At 44.9% G+C, this 21,124-nt stretch carries 16 protein-coding genes and 1 riboswitch; of the genes, 10 read left to right on the top strand and 6 right to left on the bottom strand.

The window, feature by feature from the left end; all coding sequences use genetic code 11:
- Positions 1-84: 84 nt before the first annotated feature.
- Positions 85-1,095 (bottom strand): homocysteine S-methyltransferase family protein, encoded by a 1,011-nt coding sequence (locus RT717_RS03550; RefSeq protein ID WP_317490361.1) that lies wholly within the window; start codon positions 1,093-1,095, stop codon positions 85-87.
- Between the two features lie 103 nt (positions 1,096-1,198).
- Positions 1,199-1,330, bottom strand: a riboswitch (SAM riboswitch).
- Positions 1,331-1,400: 70 nt separating this feature from the next.
- Here RT717_RS03550 and RT717_RS03545 point away from each other — a divergent pair.
- The 4 genes from RT717_RS03545 (at position 1,401) to RT717_RS03530 (ending at position 5,876) form a co-directional block, all read left to right on the top strand.
- Complete coding sequence (locus tag RT717_RS03545) at positions 1,401-3,617, top strand: tetratricopeptide repeat-containing sensor histidine kinase (protein WP_317490360.1); 2,217 nt, start codon at positions 1,401-1,403, stop codon at positions 3,615-3,617.
- A gap of 65 nt (positions 3,618-3,682) precedes the next feature.
- Complete coding sequence (locus RT717_RS03540) at positions 3,683-4,372, top strand: hypothetical protein (RefSeq protein WP_317490359.1); 690 nt, start codon at positions 3,683-3,685, stop codon at positions 4,370-4,372.
- Positions 4,323-4,925 (top strand): response regulator transcription factor, encoded by a 603-nt coding sequence (locus tag RT717_RS03535; RefSeq protein ID WP_317490358.1) that lies wholly within the window; start codon positions 4,323-4,325, stop codon positions 4,923-4,925. Before RT717_RS03540 ends, RT717_RS03535 begins: the two co-directional genes overlap by 50 nt.
- Positions 4,926-4,967: 42 nt before the next feature.
- Positions 4,968-5,876: a Ppx/GppA phosphatase family protein gene (locus tag RT717_RS03530; RefSeq protein ID WP_317490357.1), complete on the top strand. Its 909-nt coding sequence runs from the start codon at positions 4,968-4,970 to the stop codon at positions 5,874-5,876.
- Between the two features lie 10 nt (positions 5,877-5,886).
- On the opposite strand, the gene RT717_RS03525 is transcribed toward RT717_RS03530, so the two are convergent.
- The 4 genes from RT717_RS03525 to RT717_RS03510 form a co-directional block, all read right to left on the bottom strand.
- Positions 5,887-6,267, bottom strand: coding sequence for a transmembrane 220 family protein (locus RT717_RS03525; RefSeq protein ID WP_317490356.1), 381 nt, complete (start codon positions 6,265-6,267; stop codon positions 5,887-5,889).
- Positions 6,268-6,269: 2 nt separating this feature from the next.
- On the bottom strand, positions 6,270-8,654 hold the full coding sequence (locus RT717_RS03520) for a TonB-dependent receptor (RefSeq protein ID WP_317490355.1): 2,385 nt from the start codon (positions 8,652-8,654) through the stop codon (positions 6,270-6,272).
- Positions 8,651-9,550, bottom strand: coding sequence for a sugar phosphate isomerase/epimerase family protein (locus tag RT717_RS03515; RefSeq protein WP_317490354.1), 900 nt, complete (start codon positions 9,548-9,550; stop codon positions 8,651-8,653). The genes RT717_RS03520 and RT717_RS03515 overlap by 4 nt, the downstream gene beginning before the upstream one ends.
- Before the next feature lie 151 nt (positions 9,551-9,701).
- On the bottom strand, positions 9,702-10,757 hold the full coding sequence (locus RT717_RS03510; RefSeq protein ID WP_152000454.1) for a sugar phosphate isomerase/epimerase family protein: 1,056 nt from the start codon (positions 10,755-10,757) through the stop codon (positions 9,702-9,704).
- Between the two features lie 333 nt (positions 10,758-11,090).
- Here RT717_RS03510 and RT717_RS03505 point away from each other — a divergent pair, with 333 nt between their 5' ends.
- Positions 11,091-12,197, top strand: coding sequence for a sensor histidine kinase (locus tag RT717_RS03505; protein WP_317490353.1), 1,107 nt, complete (start codon positions 11,091-11,093; stop codon positions 12,195-12,197).
- An 11-nt stretch (positions 12,198-12,208) separates the two neighbouring features.
- Positions 12,209-12,601, top strand: a complete 393-nt coding sequence (locus tag RT717_RS03500; protein WP_317490352.1) for a response regulator — start codon at positions 12,209-12,211, stop codon at positions 12,599-12,601.
- 2 nt (positions 12,602-12,603) lie between these two features.
- Here the strand turns inward: RT717_RS03500 and RT717_RS03495 are convergent, their stop codons facing one another.
- Positions 12,604-13,935, bottom strand: coding sequence for an amidohydrolase family protein (locus RT717_RS03495; RefSeq protein ID WP_317490351.1), 1,332 nt, complete (start codon positions 13,933-13,935; stop codon positions 12,604-12,606).
- 377 nt (positions 13,936-14,312) lie between these two features.
- Between RT717_RS03495 and RT717_RS03490 the strand changes: the two genes are divergently transcribed.
- From RT717_RS03490 to RT717_RS03475, 4 genes are all read left to right on the top strand, one after another.
- Positions 14,313-16,166, top strand: coding sequence for a DUF3857 domain-containing protein (locus RT717_RS03490; RefSeq protein ID WP_317490350.1), 1,854 nt, complete (start codon positions 14,313-14,315; stop codon positions 16,164-16,166).
- Positions 16,163-18,061, top strand: a complete 1,899-nt coding sequence (locus tag RT717_RS03485; protein WP_317490349.1) for a DUF3857 domain-containing protein — start codon at positions 16,163-16,165, stop codon at positions 18,059-18,061. The genes RT717_RS03490 and RT717_RS03485 overlap by 4 nt, the downstream gene beginning before the upstream one ends.
- Positions 18,062-18,178: 117 nt before the next feature.
- Positions 18,179-18,511, top strand: coding sequence for a PadR family transcriptional regulator (locus RT717_RS03480; RefSeq protein WP_317490348.1), 333 nt, complete (start codon positions 18,179-18,181; stop codon positions 18,509-18,511).
- Complete coding sequence (locus RT717_RS03475; RefSeq protein WP_317490347.1) at positions 18,504-21,092, top strand: ABC transporter permease; 2,589 nt, start codon at positions 18,504-18,506, stop codon at positions 21,090-21,092. The genes RT717_RS03480 and RT717_RS03475 overlap by 8 nt, the downstream gene beginning before the upstream one ends.
- The last annotated feature ends 32 nt before the right edge of the window (positions 21,093-21,124 follow it).

The following is a 21,124-nucleotide window of genomic DNA, read 5'->3' as shown; positions in this document are numbered from 1 at the left end:
ATCCTCCGAGCCCTTATCGGATGGCGATTTCGGGTTCGTTGCTGTCTGGATACTAATTTCTATTTGACTTCATTCAAAAACCGGCTAGCTAGTAACAGCTTGGAGTGAGCCCACCTTCCTTGGCTGATACTTCGCTGCCGTTTCGGCAATTAACTTGATGTGGTCTGGAGTGGTGCCACAACAACCGCCGATTACGTTGATCATACCTTCCTTCAAAAACTCCTCAATTTGCGCAGCCATTTGCTCCGGCGTTTGGTCATACTGCCCAAATTCATTAGGCAGCCCGGCATTGGGGTGAGCGCTTACGTTGAAACTGGATTTCTCAGACATAATTTGCAGGTAAGGCCTCAGCTGAGCTGCTCCAAGGGCGCAATTAAGACCAACACTCATCAATGGCATATGCTCCATGGAGATCAAAAACGCTTCCGTCGTCTGCCCTGACAGGGTGCGGCCACTGGCGTCAGTAATAGTGCCGGACACCATGATAGGCAGCCTCACTCCTCTTTCCTCAAACACATCTTCGATGGCAAAAAGAGCGGCCTTGGCATTCAGGGTATCGAAAATTGTTTCTACCAGAATAATATCGACACCGCCGTCCATCAACGCACGCAGCTGTTCTTTGTAGGCATCCTTCAATCCGTCGAAGTCGATGGCCCGGTAACCGGGGTTGTTTACATCCGGAGACAGTGAGGCGGTCCTGTTGGTTGGCCCTATGGAGCCAGCGACGAACCTTGGTTTTGAGGGATCAAGAGCGGTTGCTTCGTCGGCAGCTTCCCTGGCAAGCCTTGCCCCCTGGAAGTTGATGTCATATACCATATGCTCCAAAGCATAGTCAGCCTGAGCGATGGATGTACCAGTAAAGGTGTTAGTTTCTGCTATGTCGGCCCCTGCTTCGAAGTATTTCTTGTGAATAGTCTTGATTACATCGGGCCTGGTGATATTGAGTAAATCACTGTTTCCCTTCAAGGGGATATGATGATCCTTGAGTGCCTCATTCCTGAAATCTTTTTCTTCCAGGTTGTAGCGCTGAATCATGGTACCCATGGCACCGTCAAGCACAAGAATTCTTTCCTTTAAGATTTCTTCTATATTCATAAAAGTGTTTTTGTTTTGGTTTGAAATATTCCAGCGAAAGCATAGAACACTTTACCAGCCACATTAATTCTCTTATCAGGAAAGGTATCCAAAGGAAGGATTACGCTTATCTGTCTCGGATGAATAATGCTTTACACATTACATTTTCCAAGTGGGAGTTGGCACCTATTCCCCAGGGAGGTGGAAGGTTGCCAAGACTTCAAAGGGCCCATCCCTCAGTCTTTCTTGATAAGAGGTGCAAATATACCACAATTGGCATAACTAAAAATATTTGCATATTTAAACTGAGCTTAAATTTTGACTATATGCGCCGCCAACTGATTATTTTAATTATTTCGATTTCATTTTCGCCAACCATTCCACTATCTGCTAAAAACCAGACCCTTACGCCACTTGATTCCTTAAAAGCTGCCCTATCACAGGCCTCTTCCGCCGAAGTTAAGTCGGACTTGTACAATTCCCTTTTTATAGAAACCATCAAATTTTCACCAGATGAGGCAAAAAATTATGCGCAACTCCAAATCAACTTAGCCGGAAAGGAATCGCTGAACAAAGGCCTCGCACAGGGGCTCAACAACCTCTCGGTATATTATAACAGTCAGGGAAAATTAGACTCGGCGAGCTATTTTATTGAACAAACCATTCTCGCCTACCAAAAAACAAAAGACCTCAGCGGCCTTGGAGGTGCCTACCTGAACCTCGGTAACCTGAACAGGCAAAGTGGGGACTTTCCTTCCGCCATCTCCGCTTACAAAAAGGCTTCCAGCTATTTTTCTCAAGCCGGAGAAACAAGCAAATATGCCTCCGCTATAAACGGTGTCGGCAACGCCAAAAGAAACCTTGGAGAGCTGGATTCGGCCCTGTTCTTTTACAAAACGGCTCTCGACGTTACCGATACCGCTACGCTTCAGGCAATCGCTTTTATGAATATTGGAAATGTGCTGGCTCAAAAAGGCGAGTATGAAGAGGCGGTGGTATATCACCTGAAATCGGTGAAAATAAAAGAAGAACTGAACGACCGGAGAGGCCTGATGTCTTCGTACATCAATATGGGAGTGATTTACTCAAGGCTTGAGCAATTTGACAAATCGGAAGCCTCTTATCACAAGGCTATCAAGGAGGCTGAAGCCATGGGCATCAAGCAAAGCATGGCAATGGCGTACAACAACATCGGCACCAACAAAGCCCGGCAGAAAGACTTCGACTCCGCAGCTTTTTATTTCAAAAAGTCGCTTGACATTAGAAAGACGCTCGGAAATCGAATGGAAATCGGAATGTCGGAGAATAACCTTGGCAACGTGTACCGTGATTTAGGCAACCTCGATAGTGCCCTTCATTATCATGAACTGGCCCTCCAAAGCAAATTGGAAGCCAACGACAAATACGGCATCCCTTCGGCCTACTACAATATTGGCTCGATACTGTCGCTTCTTGGCCGGGCGGAAGCCGAAGAATACATACTGAAAGGCTACGATATGGCCAGGGAGGTGAGTCCCGTGTTGGAAGAAGAGGCTGCCAAAACATTGTTCGATCACTATCAGGCCAGAAAAAATTACAAAGCCGCCCTCGACATCCAAACCAGGTTAATAGCCCTGAAAGACACTTTAAGAAGTGAAGAAACGAAAAAAAGGATTGAAGAACTGGAGAAGAAATATGAATCGGAGAAGAAGGACAACGAAATAGCCCTGCTGGCCAAAGACAATGAGCTCCAGGCACAAAAAATAGCTCAAACGGAGACTGAGAGAATCATCTACATCATTAGCGTTATTTTCATCATTGGCTGGGGTATTGGCTTCTTTTACCTGCAGCGAAAGAAACACCAGGCGGATCTTTTTCTGGCTGAAAAGGAAAAGCTTGTATTCGATCAGAAAATCAAACAGCTGCTGAAGGAATCTGAAATAACGAGGATAGAGTCGCTGCTAAAAGGCCAGGAAGAAGAACGGAAGCGAATGGCAAGAGAGCTTCACGATGGGCTGGGTGGTATGCTGGCGGCCCTCAAAATCAGCTTGCAAAGTGATGTAAAAGGTGGCTCAGCCAATAACCGGGCTGTAATGCTTGCCGAAAAGTCAGCCGATGAGGTTAGGAAAATATCTCACAATTTGATGGCTGGAGCACTTCAGAAATACGGTTTGGTGGAAGCGCTCAAGGACTTAAGCCGTCAGGTAGAGGAAAGCACAAACCTAAAGCTCAATTTCTATTGCGACCGGGATGAATACACATTGAACCCAGAAGCAGAAACACACTTATTCCGGATGCTTCAAGAGATTATAAGCAACTGTCTGAAGCATGCAAAGGCCAGTGAATTAAGTATTCAAATTCATCAGGAGGATGATACCATTCACATTACCACCGAAGATGATGGCGTTGGGTTTGATCCCAACAAGGTAATGAACGGTATTGGCACGGACAATATCAGGGATCGGGCAGAAGCGCTGCACGCTAAACTTTCTGTGGAGTCATCAAAAGGTAGAGGGTGCACTTATTTTATCGAGGTGCCAATTGTCGTCAATCAACTAACTTAAAATTACCCGTTTTAGGGTATTTATTTCCTTTGCCAAAAGCGTGTAATTGACGGAAAATTACACGTATGAATTTCGTGATCGTTGCTGTGTCCGGATTGCTGATTGGCGGCTACACTTACCTGCTAGCAAGCGGCTTACGGCTAAGAAGGAAACTTAAATCTTTAAAAAAAAGCTCACAGCCCAACCCTAAGCTGCACGCAATAGTGCTGCCTGGAAAAAACTTCGTAGAGGACGTTTATCAATTGACAATTCTTGAAAATAATCCTGGCCTCCCCTCCCTTCCAACCCCAGCTATTACCCTTCCTCGTATTGAAACAACTCTTAGCGAGCTTATCACCAACAAATTCATCGACCACGTATCGTTGTATGTGACTCAGTTCAATCTCAAGAATAATAAAAGTATAGAACTAACCATCGTAAAAGGGCAATGCAATTTATCGTTTAAAGACAGTCTTTTACTTCTAACGAGTATCCATTCATTGGTGAGTGACAGCAGTCACAATGAGGCCGGGCAAACAAGTCTCTTCGTTCTGGCTACAACTCCCTTTCAACTCTCGATGACTACCTCGGGCATGAGAGTGAATGAATCTTCCATTTATTCTTTGGTTGTTGAAGAAATACAGCAATCTTCATCACTGGAAATCATATCCCATGAAACAACCCGCTTAGGTGAAAGGTTAGTAATTGGTGTGACTGAGACGAAAGATGACGATAGTAATAGCCGACGACCACGAAATTTTCAGAGAAAGTATTAGCTCACTTTTAACAGGAAAAGGAGGTTATGAGGTGCTGGCTACCTGCAGAAATGGGCTTGATGTGTTGAAGGCCGTAGAAGAATTGCAGCCCGGGCTGGTGTTAATGGATGTAAAAATGCCGGCCATTGACGGCATAAAGGCAACAGAATCTATCAAAAAGGACTTCCCATCAATTAAAGTGCTGGCCTTAAGCATGTCGGACGACCCGGCAGACATCGCTGGAATGATAGAGGCTGGCGCTGATGGCTATATTTTGAAAACTGCCGACGTAAAAGATTTCATGGAGGCTGTGACACTGATTGCAAACGGAAAAAAGTACTTTCCTGCACAAACTATGAAGATGCCATCTGGTCACAGAGAGGGTATTTTACTTAGCAAACGGGAAATTGAAATCGTGCGCCTCATTGCCATGGAGTATAGTGCGGAAGAAATTGCCACTCAGCTTTTTATTTCCCATCTAACAGTCGAAAAGCATAAAAACAACATTCGCCGCAAGCTGAACACCACCACCGTTGGGCTGGTAAAATTTGCCATTAGAGAAGGGATAATTTAGCCGGGCGGCGCTTCCTAATCGGAATTCTTCTAATTTCGCAGCGTGAAACTAGCTGCCGTAGATATTGGCTCCAATGCCATTAGAATGCAGGTCACTAACGTGATCGAATATGACAACGATGTGGTCTTCAAAAAGCTTGAGTACATCCGCTTTCCACTGCGCCTGGGTCATGATGTGTTTTCCCAGGGCCAAATAAGTGAGAAAACCAGCCTCAAGTTTATCAAGCTAATGAAAGCCTTCAAGCTTTTCATTGACTTGTACGAGGTAGATGATTACATGGCCTGCGCCACCTCTGCCATGCGTGAAGCAAGCAATGGGGAAGAGCTGAAGAAAATAGTAAAAGAAGAAACAGGGCTGGAAATAACCATTATCGAAGGAGACACGGAGGCAGAGCTGGTCAACCGGGCAGTCAACATTCATATCACCGATGCACCTTTTTTACACATCGATGTGGGCGGTGGAAGCACAGAACTGAACGTTTATTTGCAAAAAGAAAAAGTAGCATCAAGGTCGTTCCGGCTGGGTGGGGTCAGGAGGCTCGATAAAAAAGACTCGCCAGAAGTCTGGAAGGAAATGGAGACCTGGATTGAAGAGAAAATTCCGACTCGTTTACAAAAAATCACCGCTCTTGGCACAGGCGGAAACATCTCCAAAATATTTGAGCTATCTGGCATCAAGAAAGGCAAAAAACTAAGCTACGAGAAAGCTCAGGAAGTTGTTGAAAGACTATCTCAGCTTACGCTTGAAGAGCGCATTTTCAAGCTTCAGCTAAATCACGACCGGGCCGATGTGATCATTCCCGCCTCTGAAATCTACCTGGGAGCGATGAAAGCAGCCCACGCCCGATACATCATAGTGCCGGATGTGGGACTGAAAGACGGCGTTATGCACTACCTTTTTGAAAAAAACAAGCACCGCATAGCTCCCTACATTGTGAAGTCAAGCTGGTGAGTTGGTACAATCAGGCTTGTTCTTCCTTTTTAGGCCTTGAGCTCCACCAAAGGTAGAACAAGGCGGCTGAGGCAATTAACAACCCACCCAGCTCCCGGGTTTGCTCTATATAGGGCTTATCGTCCATCATGTGCCCCAGCATTTCCGACTTATCATCTGAGGCGAACCATTCCAGCATACCGGGAATAAGTGTGAGCGCCCATATCAGGCATAGTCCCATCAGCGCCACGGTCACATACGGCAGCGGCTTCCAAAAACCATGTAACAGGCTCAATCCGGCTACCATGCCGTACAATGTTACCCATCTTTCAGGGTCTGGATCGTTGAACTGCACGTAGGTAAAAACCACAAAAAGCGCAGCGAGAATTCCGTGAATTACTTTCTTTGTCATGATCAAAAATCTATTCGGTAAACTAATACTGGTATCATTCCAAGCTGGGTCATCAGCACTTGTCTGTTTTGGACTGTATCAAAATAATAATATGATGGGTTTTCAATATTCAGCAAATTCTGAATATCTATCGCAAACATTTGTGTGTGACCTTTCCTGAATTTGGTCCACTGCACCCGCATATCGACTCTGAAATAATCACCAAGTCGGTTTGCGTAGAAAATTCCGCCTATTCCATCGGGCCCCTGCTGTAGAAAACTTCCCTGATAAAGCATTCTCGAATTAACCCCGAACAGTCTTTCAATGCCGTTTTTCTTCGTTGTCATCCATTCTTTTCCAAAAGTGGCATTAACACTGTATCTACCATCAAAATTAGACGCCCTGTATTTCCCAAATAAATCCTGGTACTCGGAGCGATACATTGAGCCTCCCCACCAAATGTAAAACCCATTCACTATTTGCTGCCGATGCTCCAGACTGACTCCATATACTCTTCCCCTTCCCCCCGAAGCAAGCACATCAAGTGGATAAGTGCCGTCATAGTTCATATAATTGAAGTAGTCATAATAGCCATCGTATGAATTAGGGAGATCAAATAACGATTGGTAAAAGGCAGTCGCACCCAAAGTAGAAGAATTACCTATCTTTTGAGTCCAGCCTATTTCGCTTGACCAGGATTTGACATATCGAAGACCTGGATTCCTCCGGTTTGATAAAGTGACTGGCTGTCCCGACGCTGGAAAAGAGGTGGCTGTATAATAGGCATAGGGTGATAGCACCTGGCTATAAATACCGCTTCTGAAGGAGAAGGATGTCTTTGGTGCCATTCTTACTTCCAGGTTAGCCCTGGGCTCCAGTAAAAACTCTTTGGTATACCCAAACCAGGAGGAATTTAAACCGAGATCAAGATCAACTTTCGAGCCTATGGCAAAGTTACCGCTTACAAATGGCTGCAGAAGCAAGCTTTTGATGTCTAAGTTAAAATCTGGTAGTTGGACGCCATTAAATGTTTGGTCGTAAGAGTCAGGTCCAAAGCGATCAATGCCCCATTGGTAGGCAGTTCCCCTTACGCCCGCCTTGGAGGTTATGCGATCCCCCCATCTGGTCATTACGCTTGAAGCAAAAGATAGCTTTGCTATCTGTTCGTTGTCCTTAGTAGACAAAGTGAGCGATGGGTCATTCAATTCATGAGTTATTTGGTCTCTTTCGGTTGTCGTTGAAGAATACACCAAAACATTCCTCCAACTATTTTTGCCTCCAAGTGTAGCCTCCTGCGTGATACCATAGGCATAAATAGATGAAGCATAGTCGATGTCCGACAATTCCTTTTCAACAGTAGGTCTCCCTTTCGGCCTCCGATATACATTACTATTCCACCCATTCACTCCAAACAGAGTTACCTTGCCAATAGGTGTTTCCGGCAGCGAAACATTGAACGAAAGGTCTTGAAATTTGATAGTTTCTCCTCCGAAGTCGACACCCATTAAAGCAAGAATGCCAGTGAATGAATAGCGATAATTGACCAGGTAGGACGCTGAGCCACCCTTTTTGAACGGCCCTTCAGCGGCAAAATCGAGCCCGATGAGGCTTGCCTGAGCAGTATACTCCTGCCGTTGGTTATTCCCTCTGCGCAGGTTCATGTCAAAAATACCACCAATGGCATTGCCGTATCCTGCCGGCATATACCCCATCAGGAAAGAAGATTTGTCGAGCATTTGTGTACTCAGCACGTTCACACCACCACCATTTTGGGTCGGGCGGTCGCTTATGGTTCCAGCATTGGCCAGGTGGTTGGGGTTGACAATTTCAACACCCTCTAGCCGCCACGTGTTCGCAATGGGTGAATTACCACGCACCGACACTGCATTGTTTTGGTCGTTGGTATTTGCCACCGAAGGGCTACTCATTACCACCCTGGCCGGATCGAGGTAGTTGGCAGCAATGCGTTGAAACTGCTCGGCCGTGATATCAACCTTGCTCATTTGTTCAAACTCCTGTATGTCGGAAGCTGCAGATACCTTCACCTCTTCCAATTCCATTGGGGACTGTTCCAATGTCACATGCACCACATTCTGCTTTCCCGACACTACGAGTAGCTCTCTTACAATATCGGACTTATAACCTGTGTAGGTAATTTGTATGGACTGTCGACCGACTGGCACATCCTTTATCTCAAACTCCCCAAACTCGTTTGTTGACGTACCCACACCACCCGCCAATGGAAGAAGCGCTACCGAAGCACCTGCCAGTGGCTCTTTTGTTGTGTTGTCTACAACCGTTCCTCTAACCGTTTGAGTCAGCTGCCTGGCGGAAACGGCCGTGCCGACACTCATTACCAGCAGTGCAATACCAAGCCAACCCTTCATCGTCTTGATCAAAGTCTTCAAATCCCCCACTTCATTAAGTTCTTGTAGCTTATTGCTATACTTTCGACAGGAGGCCGCTGACACACATCCTGCTCTACAAAAAAGTGTTTCATTCCTGACAACATAGACTTTTCGAAAATAGCTTTAAAGTCTATCACGCCGTTACCCACTTCGGTAAATTCTTTATCATCGGTGTCAGCCATATCCTTTACGTGCCACAAGGCCGTTCTTTTTGGGTATTTTTTGAAAAAATGCATGGGGTTATAGCCGACCCTTGTTGCCCAGTAAAGATCCAGCTCGGCAACAACCAGGTCGTCGTCCGTTCCATCCATAATAACATACATAGGAAGCTGGCCTTCCAGTTCCAGGAATTCAAAATCATGATTATGGTAGCCAAATTGGATGCCTGCATTTTTTGCGACTCTGGCTGAAAGGTTCAACAAGTCCGTCAACCTCTTATAGTCATCAATTGACTGCCTTTCTTCGGGAAAAAGAAATGCGTTGACCATGTACTTAAGCCCCATTGTATTGGCGTCGTCCACGGCCTTTTCCCATCCCGCAGATAATGTTCCCTGCCAGGGAGCATCAATATTCCCTGTAAGGTAGTGGCCGCTCACCAGCTTCATCCCAAGGTCTTCCACCATCTTCCTCAACTCCGAAGGAGTCACCCCAAATACTTTGCCATCAGCATAACCAAAAATCTCAAGGTCTTTATAACCAATTTTTGCCACGGCCTTGAGCGTACTCTCCAAATCTGCCGACAACTGTTCTCTTAGCGTATACAACTGCAACCCGTATCTTCTACCCGGGCTGGATGGCGAGCAGCTGGGAAGCAAGGCTAACCCCGCCAGGGCCAAGCCTGATGTTTGAATAAATTTCCTTCTTCCACCTGAATGGACTTCTGTAAAATCTCTCATGGTTATTTATTCATCAGCTTAGTCAGATTAATGTCACAGCCCCAAATAGATCTTTGCGCTACTCTGTAACAAAAAAATGCAAGGAATGTCTTAGCATCCCTTGCAAATGTTTTTAAAAACCGATGGAGGTTACTGGTAGTAACGTCATAGACTACTTGATACCAAGTATCTTTTTATTGGTCTCGTCGTCCATGCCAGAAGAGGCAAAATCATCAAACGCCTTCTCAGTTACCCGGATGATATGGCTCTGAATGAAAGGCGCCCCCTCTTCGGCTCCCTGCTCAGGGCTTTTGATACAGCACTCCCATTCCATCACCGCCCAACCGTCGAAGCCGTACTGCGAAAGCTTGGTGAAAATAGAGCTGAAGTCTACCTGGCCGTCGCCCAGAGAACGGAACCTGCCGGCCCGGTTGATCCACGACTGGAATCCGCTGTATACCCCCTGCTTTCCTGTCGGGTTAAATTCAGCGTCCTTCACATGGAACATCTTGATGCGTTCGTGATAAAAATCGATGTATTGGATGTAGTCCAGGTGCTGCAACACAAAGTGGCTGGGATCGTAAAGCAAATTAGCCCTTGAGTGATTGCCAGTGGCTTCCAGAAACATTTCATAAGTTACCCCATCGTGAAGATCCTCTCCGGGGTGAATTTCGTAACAAACGTCTACTCCGCACTCGTCAAAGTAGTTCAAAATAGGTTTCCATCTGTTGGCCAGTTCTTTGAAAGCTGCCTCCACCAAACCAGCAGGACGCTGAGGCCATGGGTATAAATAAGGCCATGCAAGAGCGCCTGAAAATGTGGCATGGACGTTGATTCCAAGGTTTTGCGAAGCCTTGGCTGCCCACTTCACTTGCTGCACTGCCCACTCCTGTCTTGCCTTTGGGTTTCCATGGTATTCGGCCGGAGCAAACCCGTCAAACATAATATCATAAGCAGGGTGCACAGCCACAAGCTGTCCCTGCAAATGCGTTGAAAGCTCAGTAATTTCAACTCCACAGGCTTTTACCTTCCCTTTTAACTCGTCGGCGTAAGTTTTGCTCTCTGCACATTTTTTAAGATCAATACAGCGAGGATCCCAGGTAGGAATCTGAACGCCCTTGTAGCCGAGCTTGGCTGCCCATTTGCAAATGCTTTCCAGGTTGTTGAAGGGTGCCGTATCGCCCATGAACTGCGCCAGAAAAATGGCAGGGCCTTTAATGGTATTCATGCTTTTTTTGGTTTTGTAGTTCAAGAAAAAACTTAAGATTCACTCGAATCAATCTGTGAATCGAAATATAGTGAATCTACAGTGCACGAAAAATTAAAAAGGGCAGGAGTGGCGCTAAAAATTAGTAGGGTTCGTTCCCTTGTCGGCACTTTACTGTCGTGCCAGGCAAATAAAGTTGACTTCGGCATTTATTTGTCTTTTGGTAATGATTAAATTGAAAATATAGATTTAATCACTTATCATCATTGCGCCTTAAGGAACCTCTTTGTACTCCGGTTAACAGTACATTATCAATCTTGCGCTGCTATTTTATTCTTTAAAAAGACAAAAGTTATGGAAGATGATTTCTTTGGACTATTGACTACAAACAAATGGCCTCCACGGTGGGTTTGTGGCGATTGGACTTCACTTCACGGATGGTTTTATATACTTTCCGACCTATCCATCGGCCTGGCCTACTTTGCTATCCCCTTCATTTTGTTCTATTTCATTCGAAAGAGAAAAAACGACCTGCCCTTTGTGCAAATATTCTGGCTCTTCATCTTATTTATACTTGCATGTGGTACCACGCATTTCGTAGATGCAGCGTTGTTCTGGTTTCCCGCTTATCATCTTAGTGGAACGATCCTTTTCATTACGGGAATTATCTCCTGGGTTGCAGTAGTTGGTTTAGTTAAAGTGCTGCCAGAAGCCCTCCAGTTGAAAACAACTGACGAGCTTGAGACTACGGTATCGACGAGGACAGACGAATTACTGGCGTCTAATAAGAAGCTGCGAGAAATTAATTCAGACCTGGACAATTTCGTCTACGCTGCTTCCCACGACCTTAAGTCGCCTATCAATAATAAAGAGGGGCTGATAGCCATGTTAAAGAGTACGGATAATAAGGAAGTGGCGGATGAGGTCTTTCAAAAAATAGAACAATCGGTATCAAAAGTCAGGCATACGATTGATCAGATCTCGTCTGTCGTCAAAATACAGCGAACCGAAGAACAAGATATTGGCGAAGTGTTTTTCAACAAGGTATTGGAGGAAGTATTAGAGGAAAATGTGAACTTGGTGGAAACTGCCAAACCGCAGATCATACAAAATTTTGCGGTCGACTCGATTCACTTTTCACATACAACGCTAAAAAGCATTATGTACAATCTGGTCACCAATGCATTAAAATACCGATCGGCAGAAAGAGACCTTGAAATACAAGTAAGGACATTTTCGAGAGAAAATCACACCTATCTCTCAGTAGAGGACAATGGTCTTGGAATAGACCTCAGTCAAAACAGGGAAAAGCTGTTCTCCATTTTTTCCCGGTTTCACGACCACGTAGAAGGCAGCGGCATAGGGCTTTTTATGGTTAAGAGACTTGTGGAAAAAAAAGGCGGTGATATCAGTGTCGCCAGCGAAAAGAACAAAGGAACAACTTTCACAGTCAAATTTTAAAGCTTCTAACTATGCCAGTTAACAGAATAATCCTGGTCGATGATGACGAAATAAGCAATTTTCTTAGCATTTCATTGATTAGAAAAATTGATCCTGAAATAGAAATAATTCCATTCAGAAACGGCAAAGAGGCGCTCGACTACCTTAAAAATGAAGGCCTTTCAAAAAGAAGATCAAATCTGATTCTTCTTGATATAAGAATGCCTGTGATGAATGGTTTCGAGTTTCTGGAAGAGATACATAATTCCGACCTCAAAATAAAAGACTTCATGAGGGTAGTCATTCTTTCGTCATCCGATAACCCCAGAGACCTTGAGAGGGCAAAAAGCTTTGAGGTATTGGGTTATATCAACAAGCCTTTGAAAGAGGAATCCATATGTACATACCTGAAGCTGGCGGGTTGAGGCTACTTCACTCTTTGCCCTCTCTTCACCACCAAATCAACGTCCTGTAGCAGGTTGATATACTTTAGCACATCGCCTTTAACAGCGATAATATCGGCGTACTTTCCCTCGCTCACCGTGCCCACTTGCTTGTCTACTCCCATAATGACTGAAGGCCAGTAGGTAGCTCCTTTGATTGCCAGCAGCGGATCAACCCCCAACTCCCTCACCCAAACATCCAACTCATTCCAGGTACTTTGGCTATGAAATTTCATAGGAATGCCACTATCCGTGCCTACCAGCATTACAACTCCAGCTTCCTGCAATTGTCTGAACTTTTTCTCCAAAGTTGGCTTCCTAATCGGAGTCAACTGAAAGTACGGAAGCCGGCCAGGGTATTCTATCGATGCCTTTATGTCAGCAATAACCGTATCGGGAAGGTCAAGATGCCAGGCGTCATTGTCGAGCTTTTCAGGGTGATCACGCAAGTACTCATAATTCCAAAGGCCTTCGATGGTCGGCGTCCAAAATAGTGGCCCGGTGCTCATATTGGCGGTTCGTTCTTTAAGCGCTACCATAATGTCGGCCGGATATTCGGGCGCTGAAGAAAGCCCGGTGTGCTCAAAGCAGTCAACGCCAGCTTTCAGGCCTATCCTTATTTCCTCCGGCCGGTGCGAATGGGCTACTACCGTTAAATTATGCTTGTGCGCCTCATCTACAATCGCCTTTACTTCAGCAAAGGTCATTTGATCCTGGTCTATCAGCTTGATGCAGTCCACTCCTGCTTTGGCGAGCTTCTGCACTTTCTCCCTTGCATCCTTTTCTCCACTTACTCCCCAGCGAAACTGCTCCGTGCCAGGATAAGGTGCATGCTGCAAAAACGGCCCCGACATATACATCGTCGGCCCTGCGATCTTTCCGCTATTGATAGCATCTCTCACTGCCAAACTTTCCTCCAGTGGGCCTCCCAGATCCCTGGCGCTTGTCACACCTGCCATCAAAAGCTGGTGAGCCGACGCTGGCATGATCACATCCTTAAATAATGGAGGATAAGTCTTGTCCCAATAGGCGTAATCCGAGTGGCCATTGATCATCAAATGCACATGCATGTCCCACAGGCCGGGCAGCACACTCATACCTTCGGTAGAAATGACTTCAGCATCGGGTGGTATCACCATGCTGCCCACCGTTCCAACCGCCTTGATCTTCTCGCCTTCTATAACAATCACGCTATTTTGGATGGGGGTGCCACCAAAGCCATCAATGAGTGTGCCGCCGACGAGCGCTTTGAGGGATTGGGCCTGAACTGAAAGCGTTAGCCCTAAACAAACAAGTATTGCAAATATCCTATCCATTTTAAAGCAATTAAAATTGAAGTAAGAAACATCGAATAGCACGTCAAAACAAATCCTTCAAAGCATTATTTCAAACAACTGAGTGCTTCAACGGCGGACCAACCAGTTCTATCGTCAACTTTTAGTAAAAAGTGTTGAAAATAATTCTATTTTAAATCACAATGTTTCAATATATTTCATGGCCTTGATCGATTTAAACCGCTACCAAATCACTCCACATAAACACCTAACCCATGATCACCAAAAATCTATTTTGTCTCGCCCTATTGTTAACAAGTCTTAATTTATTTGCACAGAAAGCACCATTTAAGTTCGGTAAAGTTACTGAAGATGAGCTTTTGTTAGACAAATGCGATTTTTTTTCGGAAGCCAACTCTATGATTTTAGGCGAATTTGGAGAATTAGACTTTATATACAACAATCAAAAAGGCTGGCAATACCACATCAAAGTGCTGGTCAGAAAAAAGATTTTTAAGAATACTGATAAAGACGTTGCCAACATTTCCCTGGAGTTATATGAACCATCAGTGGGCTCGAATAAAGAAGAGATTACTTCGCTAAAAGCCATCACCTATAATCTTGAAGGAAAGGAGATCACGAAGAGCAAGCTCACCAGTTCAGAAAAGTTTGAAACCAGACTGAATGACTACTGGGTAAAGGTTTCGTTTGCATTACCTGATGTTCGTGAGGGATCAGTAATTGAATATGAGTACTCGATAGTGTCCGACTATATATCCAATTTAAAAACCTGGTATTTTCAACAGGAACTTCCAGTCGCTTATTCCGAATTCCGTTTCACTATACCGGAATTTTTCAAGTATCAAAAGAATATGGTGGGCTACTATCATCCAACTGAAATTTCAGAACGAGATACTGACGAAAATTTCACTTACCAGTATACTTCGGCCCCTGGTGTTGGCGGCAAAATCGAAAAAGGGACTGGAACCCTGCCTTCCCGAAGCACCGTAACTACTATGACGGCAAAAAATGTTTTACCTGTTCAAGATGAACCCTTCATGAACAACAAGGCAGATATTCCTTGCCGGCTGGAATTTCAGCTAATGTCAGTTCAAATGCCCCATCAACCAGTAGAATATGTTGCCGGTACTTATGAAAAATTTACAAATGAGCTAATGGACAGGAGTGATTTTGGACTGGCACTGAACAGGGGCAATTTTGCAAAAGATGAAATTGAAAAACTCTCAGGAAAGTCAGATCTGGAAAAAGCCAGCCTATTATACAACTGGCTTACAAATCACTTCTCGTGGAACGGTAATTACTCGTTTGTAAGCGATAAGGCAGGCAGACAAGCCTATAACGACGCAAAAGGCAGCGTTGCCGACATCAACTTAGCGCTTGTTGCCGCTCTGAAAGAAGCTGGACTAAATGCCTCTCCGATTATTTTAAGCACCAGGGGTCATGGAATCGTCCATCCTATTTATCCAAGCTATAGCGACTTCAACTATGTAGTTGCAGGCGTTACAATTGACAATTCCATGTACTATGCCGATGCCACCTCCGGTTATGATTTCGGCAAACTGCCTGTCAGGTGTTTGAATGGCAATGGCTTACTTGTAGCAAAAAGCGGTAGTCGATGGGTCGATTTGAAGTCCAATGCGAAACATAGCACGGCCATCACCTCAAAAATATCATTTGAAGATGGAAGGGTAAAATCTAGTATGGATATCAAAGAAGAGGATTATTCTGCTATGTTCACGCATAGCGAATTGAAAAAGGAAGGGAACGAATCATATGCGGAAAAGCTTTCGGAATCCTTTCCTGAATGGAGCATTGAGAATTTCGAGTATGATGGCGAAAGCAACAGGAACAAGACAAATATGAAAATGGAGCTAAGCCAGGAGTATGACAATGAAAGCGTCATTTACCTCAGTCCTATTTTGCATGGTGCCTTTACTGAGAATCCCTTTAAGCGTGACGACAGGTTTTCCCCTATCGATCTTGAGTATAGCATCAATAAAAGAGTTGTGGTAACCATCGAAATTCCTGATGGCTATGCAGCAGAACTGCCACAACCGGCCATCGTAAAGCTGGCTAACAACGGCGCTCAATTCATGTATTCGGCAAGCGCAATGGGCAATAGCGTCACGGTGGTCAGCAATCTGCAAATGAATCAAAAGGATTTCAGCGCAGAAGAATACCCCCACCTAAAACAGTTCTTTCAACTTATGGCTGATAAAAACAACGAGGTCATAGTCCTGAAAAAGCTATGAAGTATTTGGTCTTTTTTTTGTTAGCCTTCAGCTTTTGGCAAACGACATCCGGACAACCCTCACTAAATGGGCTTGCGGACTCACTAAGCCAGAACGCCAACGAAATCATTTTAAATGAAGAAACTACCTTCAGAATAAACAGAATCGATAACTCTGAACTGAAAACCACATACACAGCTGCAATTCTCAACAAATACGCCGAAGACAAGAATCACATCGTTTTATACTATGATAAGTTCACCCAGGTAAGCAGTGCGAAAGTGATAGTTTATAATAACGAAGGAAAGAAAATTGACTCCTACGCTCTTAAAGATTTTCAGGATTGGAATGCGGGAGGAACCAATGTTGCGTCAGATGCCAGAGCAAAGGTTTTTAAAGTTGTGAATTCAAACTACCCTTACTTTGTGGAAGTGGAATATACAATTCTTTATAAAGGCTCGATGTTCTATCCGAGCTGGCAGCCCCAGGCGAACGAAAAAGAAAGCCTTATAAAAGCATCTCTTACAGTGGAAAGCTTTCTTGAAGAGCCCTTCAGATTCAAGAGCTTTAACATTAACAACCCATTGTTCGAGTCCGTAAATGGACACCATATAGCCAAGTGGCAAGTCGACAACAAACCTGCTTTTGAGTACGAAGCTTTCTCACATAATACCGACCTATATTCCCCATCAGTTTACCTGGCTCCAAACGCTTTCCAAATGGATGGCATCCCTGGGGCCATGAAATCGTGGAGGGAATTCGGAATGTGGATTCAACAACTAAACTCGAATAGAAATACGTTGACGGAGCAAGATTTAATTGGTGTAAAAACACTCGCAGCGGAACATCAGAGTTCTTTAGAAAAAGTCAGGGCTATCTATCACTATTTGCAAAAGAACACAAGGTATGTCAGCATTCAACTTGGAATTGGAGGGTGGCAACCATTCGAATCAGGCTTCGTCCATTCTGCCAAATACGGCGATTGTAAAGCACTGTCGTTTTACATGAAGTCACTTCTTGAAAGTGTTGGCATAAGCTCCTACTATACCATCATCAGGGGAGGTAAATACTCGCAGGAGGTGCTCAGGGATTTTCCGAATGCGCATTTTAATCATGCAGTATTAACCGTGCCGGTGGAGAATGATACGCTGTGGCTGGAATGTACTTCTCAAACTTCTCCATTTGGCTACATGGGCAAATTTACAAGTGATCGGGATGCCCTGATGATCACCGAAAACGGTGGGAGACTAATACATACAAAAGCTTACGGCGTATCGGAAAACAAGCAAGCAACGAACGCAGAGTTGAATGTTGACAAAAATGGAGTAACCTCTGCAAGTGTTAAAAGAATTTACAAGGGGTTAGAAATTGAGAACGACTATTTCAGCCAGGCAGTTTTACTTCCTAAAAGTGATCAGGTGAAGTGGTTCTACGACTATCACTCCTGGGGTACTTTCACTGTCATCGACCTCCAGTTATCTGAGATCAGCGATGAAATTGTGCCAACGGCGGAGCTGACCTCCACCCTACAAATGAACGGCCCAGCCAAAATAAATGGTCAAAGACTATTCTTTACGCCATTTACATTCACCAATCTCACCAACCTAAAACTTTCAATTGCAAAAAGAAAATATCCAATTGATATAAAATACCCCTACACACAAGTAGACTCTATTAAAGTAACTTTTCCAGAAGTATATTTCAGTGAAAACAAACTGGAAGACGTCGTCCTTGAGTCTAAATTTGGTCGCTATGAGAGAAGGATGGTAAACACAGACGGTGAAATGATGTTCACACGAACCTTCATTATGAAAAAAGGGAGCTACCCGCCAAGTGATTACGAGGACTTCAAGACATTTCTTGGCTCTGTACAAAAATATGATAAGCAACAGCTCGTGCTTATCAACCGGACATGATGTAAGAAATTTAGCTTATGTACTCATATGTCAGCTTAGTCAGAATATTAAAGAAATCTATTTCATTGACATTTAAGAATCTAATCATTTTATTTGATTGACATTTACGATTGAAATATGAAAGGAACATACCTGGGTGAGTTTGAGGAACTCGTGCTATTGACGGTGGCCATTTTAAATGGCGATGCTTACGGCATCACCGTGATGGATGAAATTGAAAAGAATATTGATCGCAAGGTGACAGTGAGCACAGTTCATACTGCGCTGTACAGGTTGGAGGAAAAGGGTTTTGTCGAATCCTACTTTGGCGGAGCCACTCAAGAACGAGGTGGTAGAAAAAAAAGGCTGTACAAAGTAACGGCGTCCGGGGAGCGGAGCCTTGCCGAAGTGAAAGAACAAAGGGAGAAGCTCTGGAGCTTGTTACCCAACTTAAAACTCAACTATGAATAATACGCCGCCAAGGTGGGCAGTAAAGCTACTGCGCTGGTACTGCTCGGCTCGTTTCATCGACGAGCTGGAAGGGGACTTATGTGAGCTCTACGATAGAAACCTTGCACTTTACGGTGAACGTAAAGCTAACAAGCTTTTCATTTTTGGTGTACTGGGGTCAGTCAGGCTCTACAGAATAAAGAAACTCAAAGGACTAAATACGAACATTATGCTCATCAATCATTTCAAAGTTGCCTTTCGTCACTCGCTCCGGCACAGGGTATTCACAGCCGTTAACCTACTCAGCCTCTTCTTCGGCATCGCTTCCGTTTTCTACATTGGGTTGTACGTTAAGAATGAAACCAGTTACGATCAGTTTCATGAGAAAAAAGACATACTCTACCGGGTATTGCGAACCGACCCCGTCGACCCTCCCACAGCAGCACTCTCCTCTCAATTTGGCAAGGTGCTTAGCAGTGAGTTTCCGGGGACCAAAGTCTGCAGTATGGGAAGTGACCCTGTGAAAATTGGTGATATCGACCCAATACTTGTCGAGGATTTCTACTGGACAGATTCTACTTTCTTTGACCTCTTTTCGTTCAACCTGATCCATGGCGACCCAAAAACTGCTCTATCAGATCCCAGCGGACTTGTGCTTACTCAAAGCCTGAGTCAAAAGCTTTTCGGCGCCGAGAACCCCTTGAATAAAGTGGTAAAGGTGAAGATTTATGACAGCAATGAAGAGTTGAACATGAAGGTAACGGGCGTGGTGGCTGATCCCCCGCAGCACTCACACATTCAGTTTTCGGGGCTCGGCTCGATGGCCGTTGCTGATAAAATGTACGCCTCCCTGGCTTCTCATTGGGGGTTTAGCTGGGTGAGAACCTATGCCCTCATTCCTGATTTGGCACATTCGGGCATCAGGGAGCAGACACCGGCTATTATTGAGAAATACCTTGGCAAAGACATGGTGGAGAGACTAGGGATGGATTTTCAGCCGATGCAAGAGGTTTATCTTCATAGCAAAAATATGGGTGGAAATGAGCTCGCCGGAGACATTGGCAATATCATCATTTTCTCCACCATAGGTTTTTTCATCTTACTCATCGCTGTGCTTAACTACGTGAATCTTTCCACGGCAAGGGCACTCTCCAGAGCCAAAGAGATTGGGTTAAGAAAAACCATCGGCGCCGGACGTGCAGACTTGATTGCCCAGATCCTCGTTGAATCGGTTTTTTACACATTGGTGGCATCGACATTTGCCATTGCCCTGATCATAATAGCGCTTCCGCTTCTCAACAGCTGGATGAGTCTCCAACTATCCGCCTCTGTCTTCGGGTTCAGGGAAGTGATTTGGTCAGCAATTGGGATAGTAGCCATTGGAGCTCTTTCCGGGTTCTACCCTGCTTTTGTGCTCACAAGGTATTCGCCAGTGGCTGCTCTCAGCGGGCATAGCTCAGGCAAAACAAGCAGCCTGCCAAGAAAGGTCTTGATCACTATTCAATATTGCATCACTATTTTCCTTATAACGGGCAGTGTTGTTGTTTATCTTCAGTTTCAATACATGAAGACTTTCGACCTGGGGTTTGATCAGAAGCAATTGATCAACGTGGCGGTGAATGACCGTGGGCTGCAGCAAAGAATAGATGTACTCAAGGAATCGTTCAAAAATATCCCGGGTGTTGACAAGGCGGCAACTTCAGGAGAACCCTTGCCAGCAAGAATGCAAAACACGTGGGGATTTTACTGGCAGGGAGCCGAGCCTGATACAGAAAGGGGTATCGACATTGTGGGGGTCGATAAAGACTATTTCGACGTCGTAGGCCTTCACCTGACCGAAGGCGCTACCTTTACGTTGCCCTTCGAGGCCGATTCAGGCAGGTCGGTGGTCATCAATGAAAAAGCGAGGGATTTCATGGGCAAAATATCAGCTCTTAGTGAAGTGGTGGAGATTGGCGGCAAAAACAGAAAAATAATCGGCGTGGTTGAAGATCATCATTACACATCGCTTCACAGTACCATTGCTCCTGTGGCCTACATGGTCTACGGAGCTGGCTACAGGGTGAGCCCCGACAATGTGTTGATGAGGGTAACAACAGGAAATTTACCTGCGCTTATGGAACAGCTAGAAACTACCTGGAAAGAATTTTCTACCGACCCTTTCGAGATGGCCTTCGTTGACGACGCCTTCGCCAGAACCTACGCATCTGAGCAGCAATTTTTCCGGGTCGTAAGCGCATTCACAGCCATTGCTATCATCATTGCCCTCTGTGGAGTATTTGGCCTGATTATCTTCCTGGCTGAAAGCAGGATCAAGGAAATAAGTATTCGAAAAGTGCTTGGTGCGTCTGTTTTTCAGCTGGCCTATCTGCTGTCATCAGACTTTGTCAAATTATTTGCCGTCGCAGTTCTCATCGCAGGGCCAGCGGTATATTGGTTTACTGACAACTGGCTTTCTGACTATCCTTTACACATCGAGCTGAGTGTTGAGGCAGTGGCCATTTCCGCTGCTTGCTGCCTTATCATTTCAATCTTCATCGTGTCAACCCAGGTATTCCGGCTGACTGCCATCAACCCAGCCAGGACGCTCAAATCGGAATAGGCAACCAGCCCCTACCTCAGTCGATAGATAAA

The sequence above is a fragment of the Imperialibacter roseus genome (genome assembly GCF_032999765.1).
GTDB lineage: Bacteria > Bacteroidota > Bacteroidia > Cytophagales > Cyclobacteriaceae > Imperialibacter > Imperialibacter roseus.
Note: the sequence above shows the minus strand (reverse complement) of the source record. Positions and strands in the feature narration are given on the sequence as shown.

Coding starts and splice junctions, on each gene's coding strand:
- RT717_RS03545 (WP_317490360.1), top strand. CDS start 1,401: ATGCGCCGCCAACTGATTATTTTAATTATTTCGATTTCATTTTCGCCA.
- RT717_RS03550 (WP_317490361.1), bottom strand. CDS start 1,095: ATGAATATAGAAGAAATCTTAAAGGAAAGAATTCTTGTGCTTGACGGT.
- RT717_RS03540 (WP_317490359.1), top strand. CDS start 3,683: ATGAATTTCGTGATCGTTGCTGTGTCCGGATTGCTGATTGGCGGCTAC.
- RT717_RS03480 (WP_317490348.1), top strand. CDS start 18,179: ATGAAAGGAACATACCTGGGTGAGTTTGAGGAACTCGTGCTATTGACG.
- RT717_RS03510 (WP_152000454.1), bottom strand. CDS start 10,757: ATGAATACCATTAAAGGCCCTGCCATTTTTCTGGCGCAGTTCATGGGC.
- RT717_RS03490 (WP_317490350.1), top strand. CDS start 14,313: ATGATTTTAGGCGAATTTGGAGAATTAGACTTTATATACAACAATCAA.
- RT717_RS03495 (WP_317490351.1), bottom strand. CDS start 13,935: ATGGATAGGATATTTGCAATACTTGTTTGTTTAGGGCTAACGCTTTCA.
- RT717_RS03500 (WP_317490352.1), top strand. CDS start 12,209: ATGCCAGTTAACAGAATAATCCTGGTCGATGATGACGAAATAAGCAAT.
- RT717_RS03505 (WP_317490353.1), top strand. CDS start 11,091: ATGGAAGATGATTTCTTTGGACTATTGACTACAAACAAATGGCCTCCA.
- RT717_RS03475 (WP_317490347.1), top strand. CDS start 18,504: ATGAATAATACGCCGCCAAGGTGGGCAGTAAAGCTACTGCGCTGGTAC.
- RT717_RS03525 (WP_317490356.1), bottom strand. CDS start 6,267: ATGACAAAGAAAGTAATTCACGGAATTCTCGCTGCGCTTTTTGTGGTT.
- RT717_RS03535 (WP_317490358.1), top strand. CDS start 4,323: ATGACGATAGTAATAGCCGACGACCACGAAATTTTCAGAGAAAGTATT.
- RT717_RS03485 (WP_317490349.1), top strand. CDS start 16,163: ATGAAGTATTTGGTCTTTTTTTTGTTAGCCTTCAGCTTTTGGCAAACG.
- RT717_RS03515 (WP_317490354.1), bottom strand. CDS start 9,550: ATGAGAGATTTTACAGAAGTCCATTCAGGTGGAAGAAGGAAATTTATT.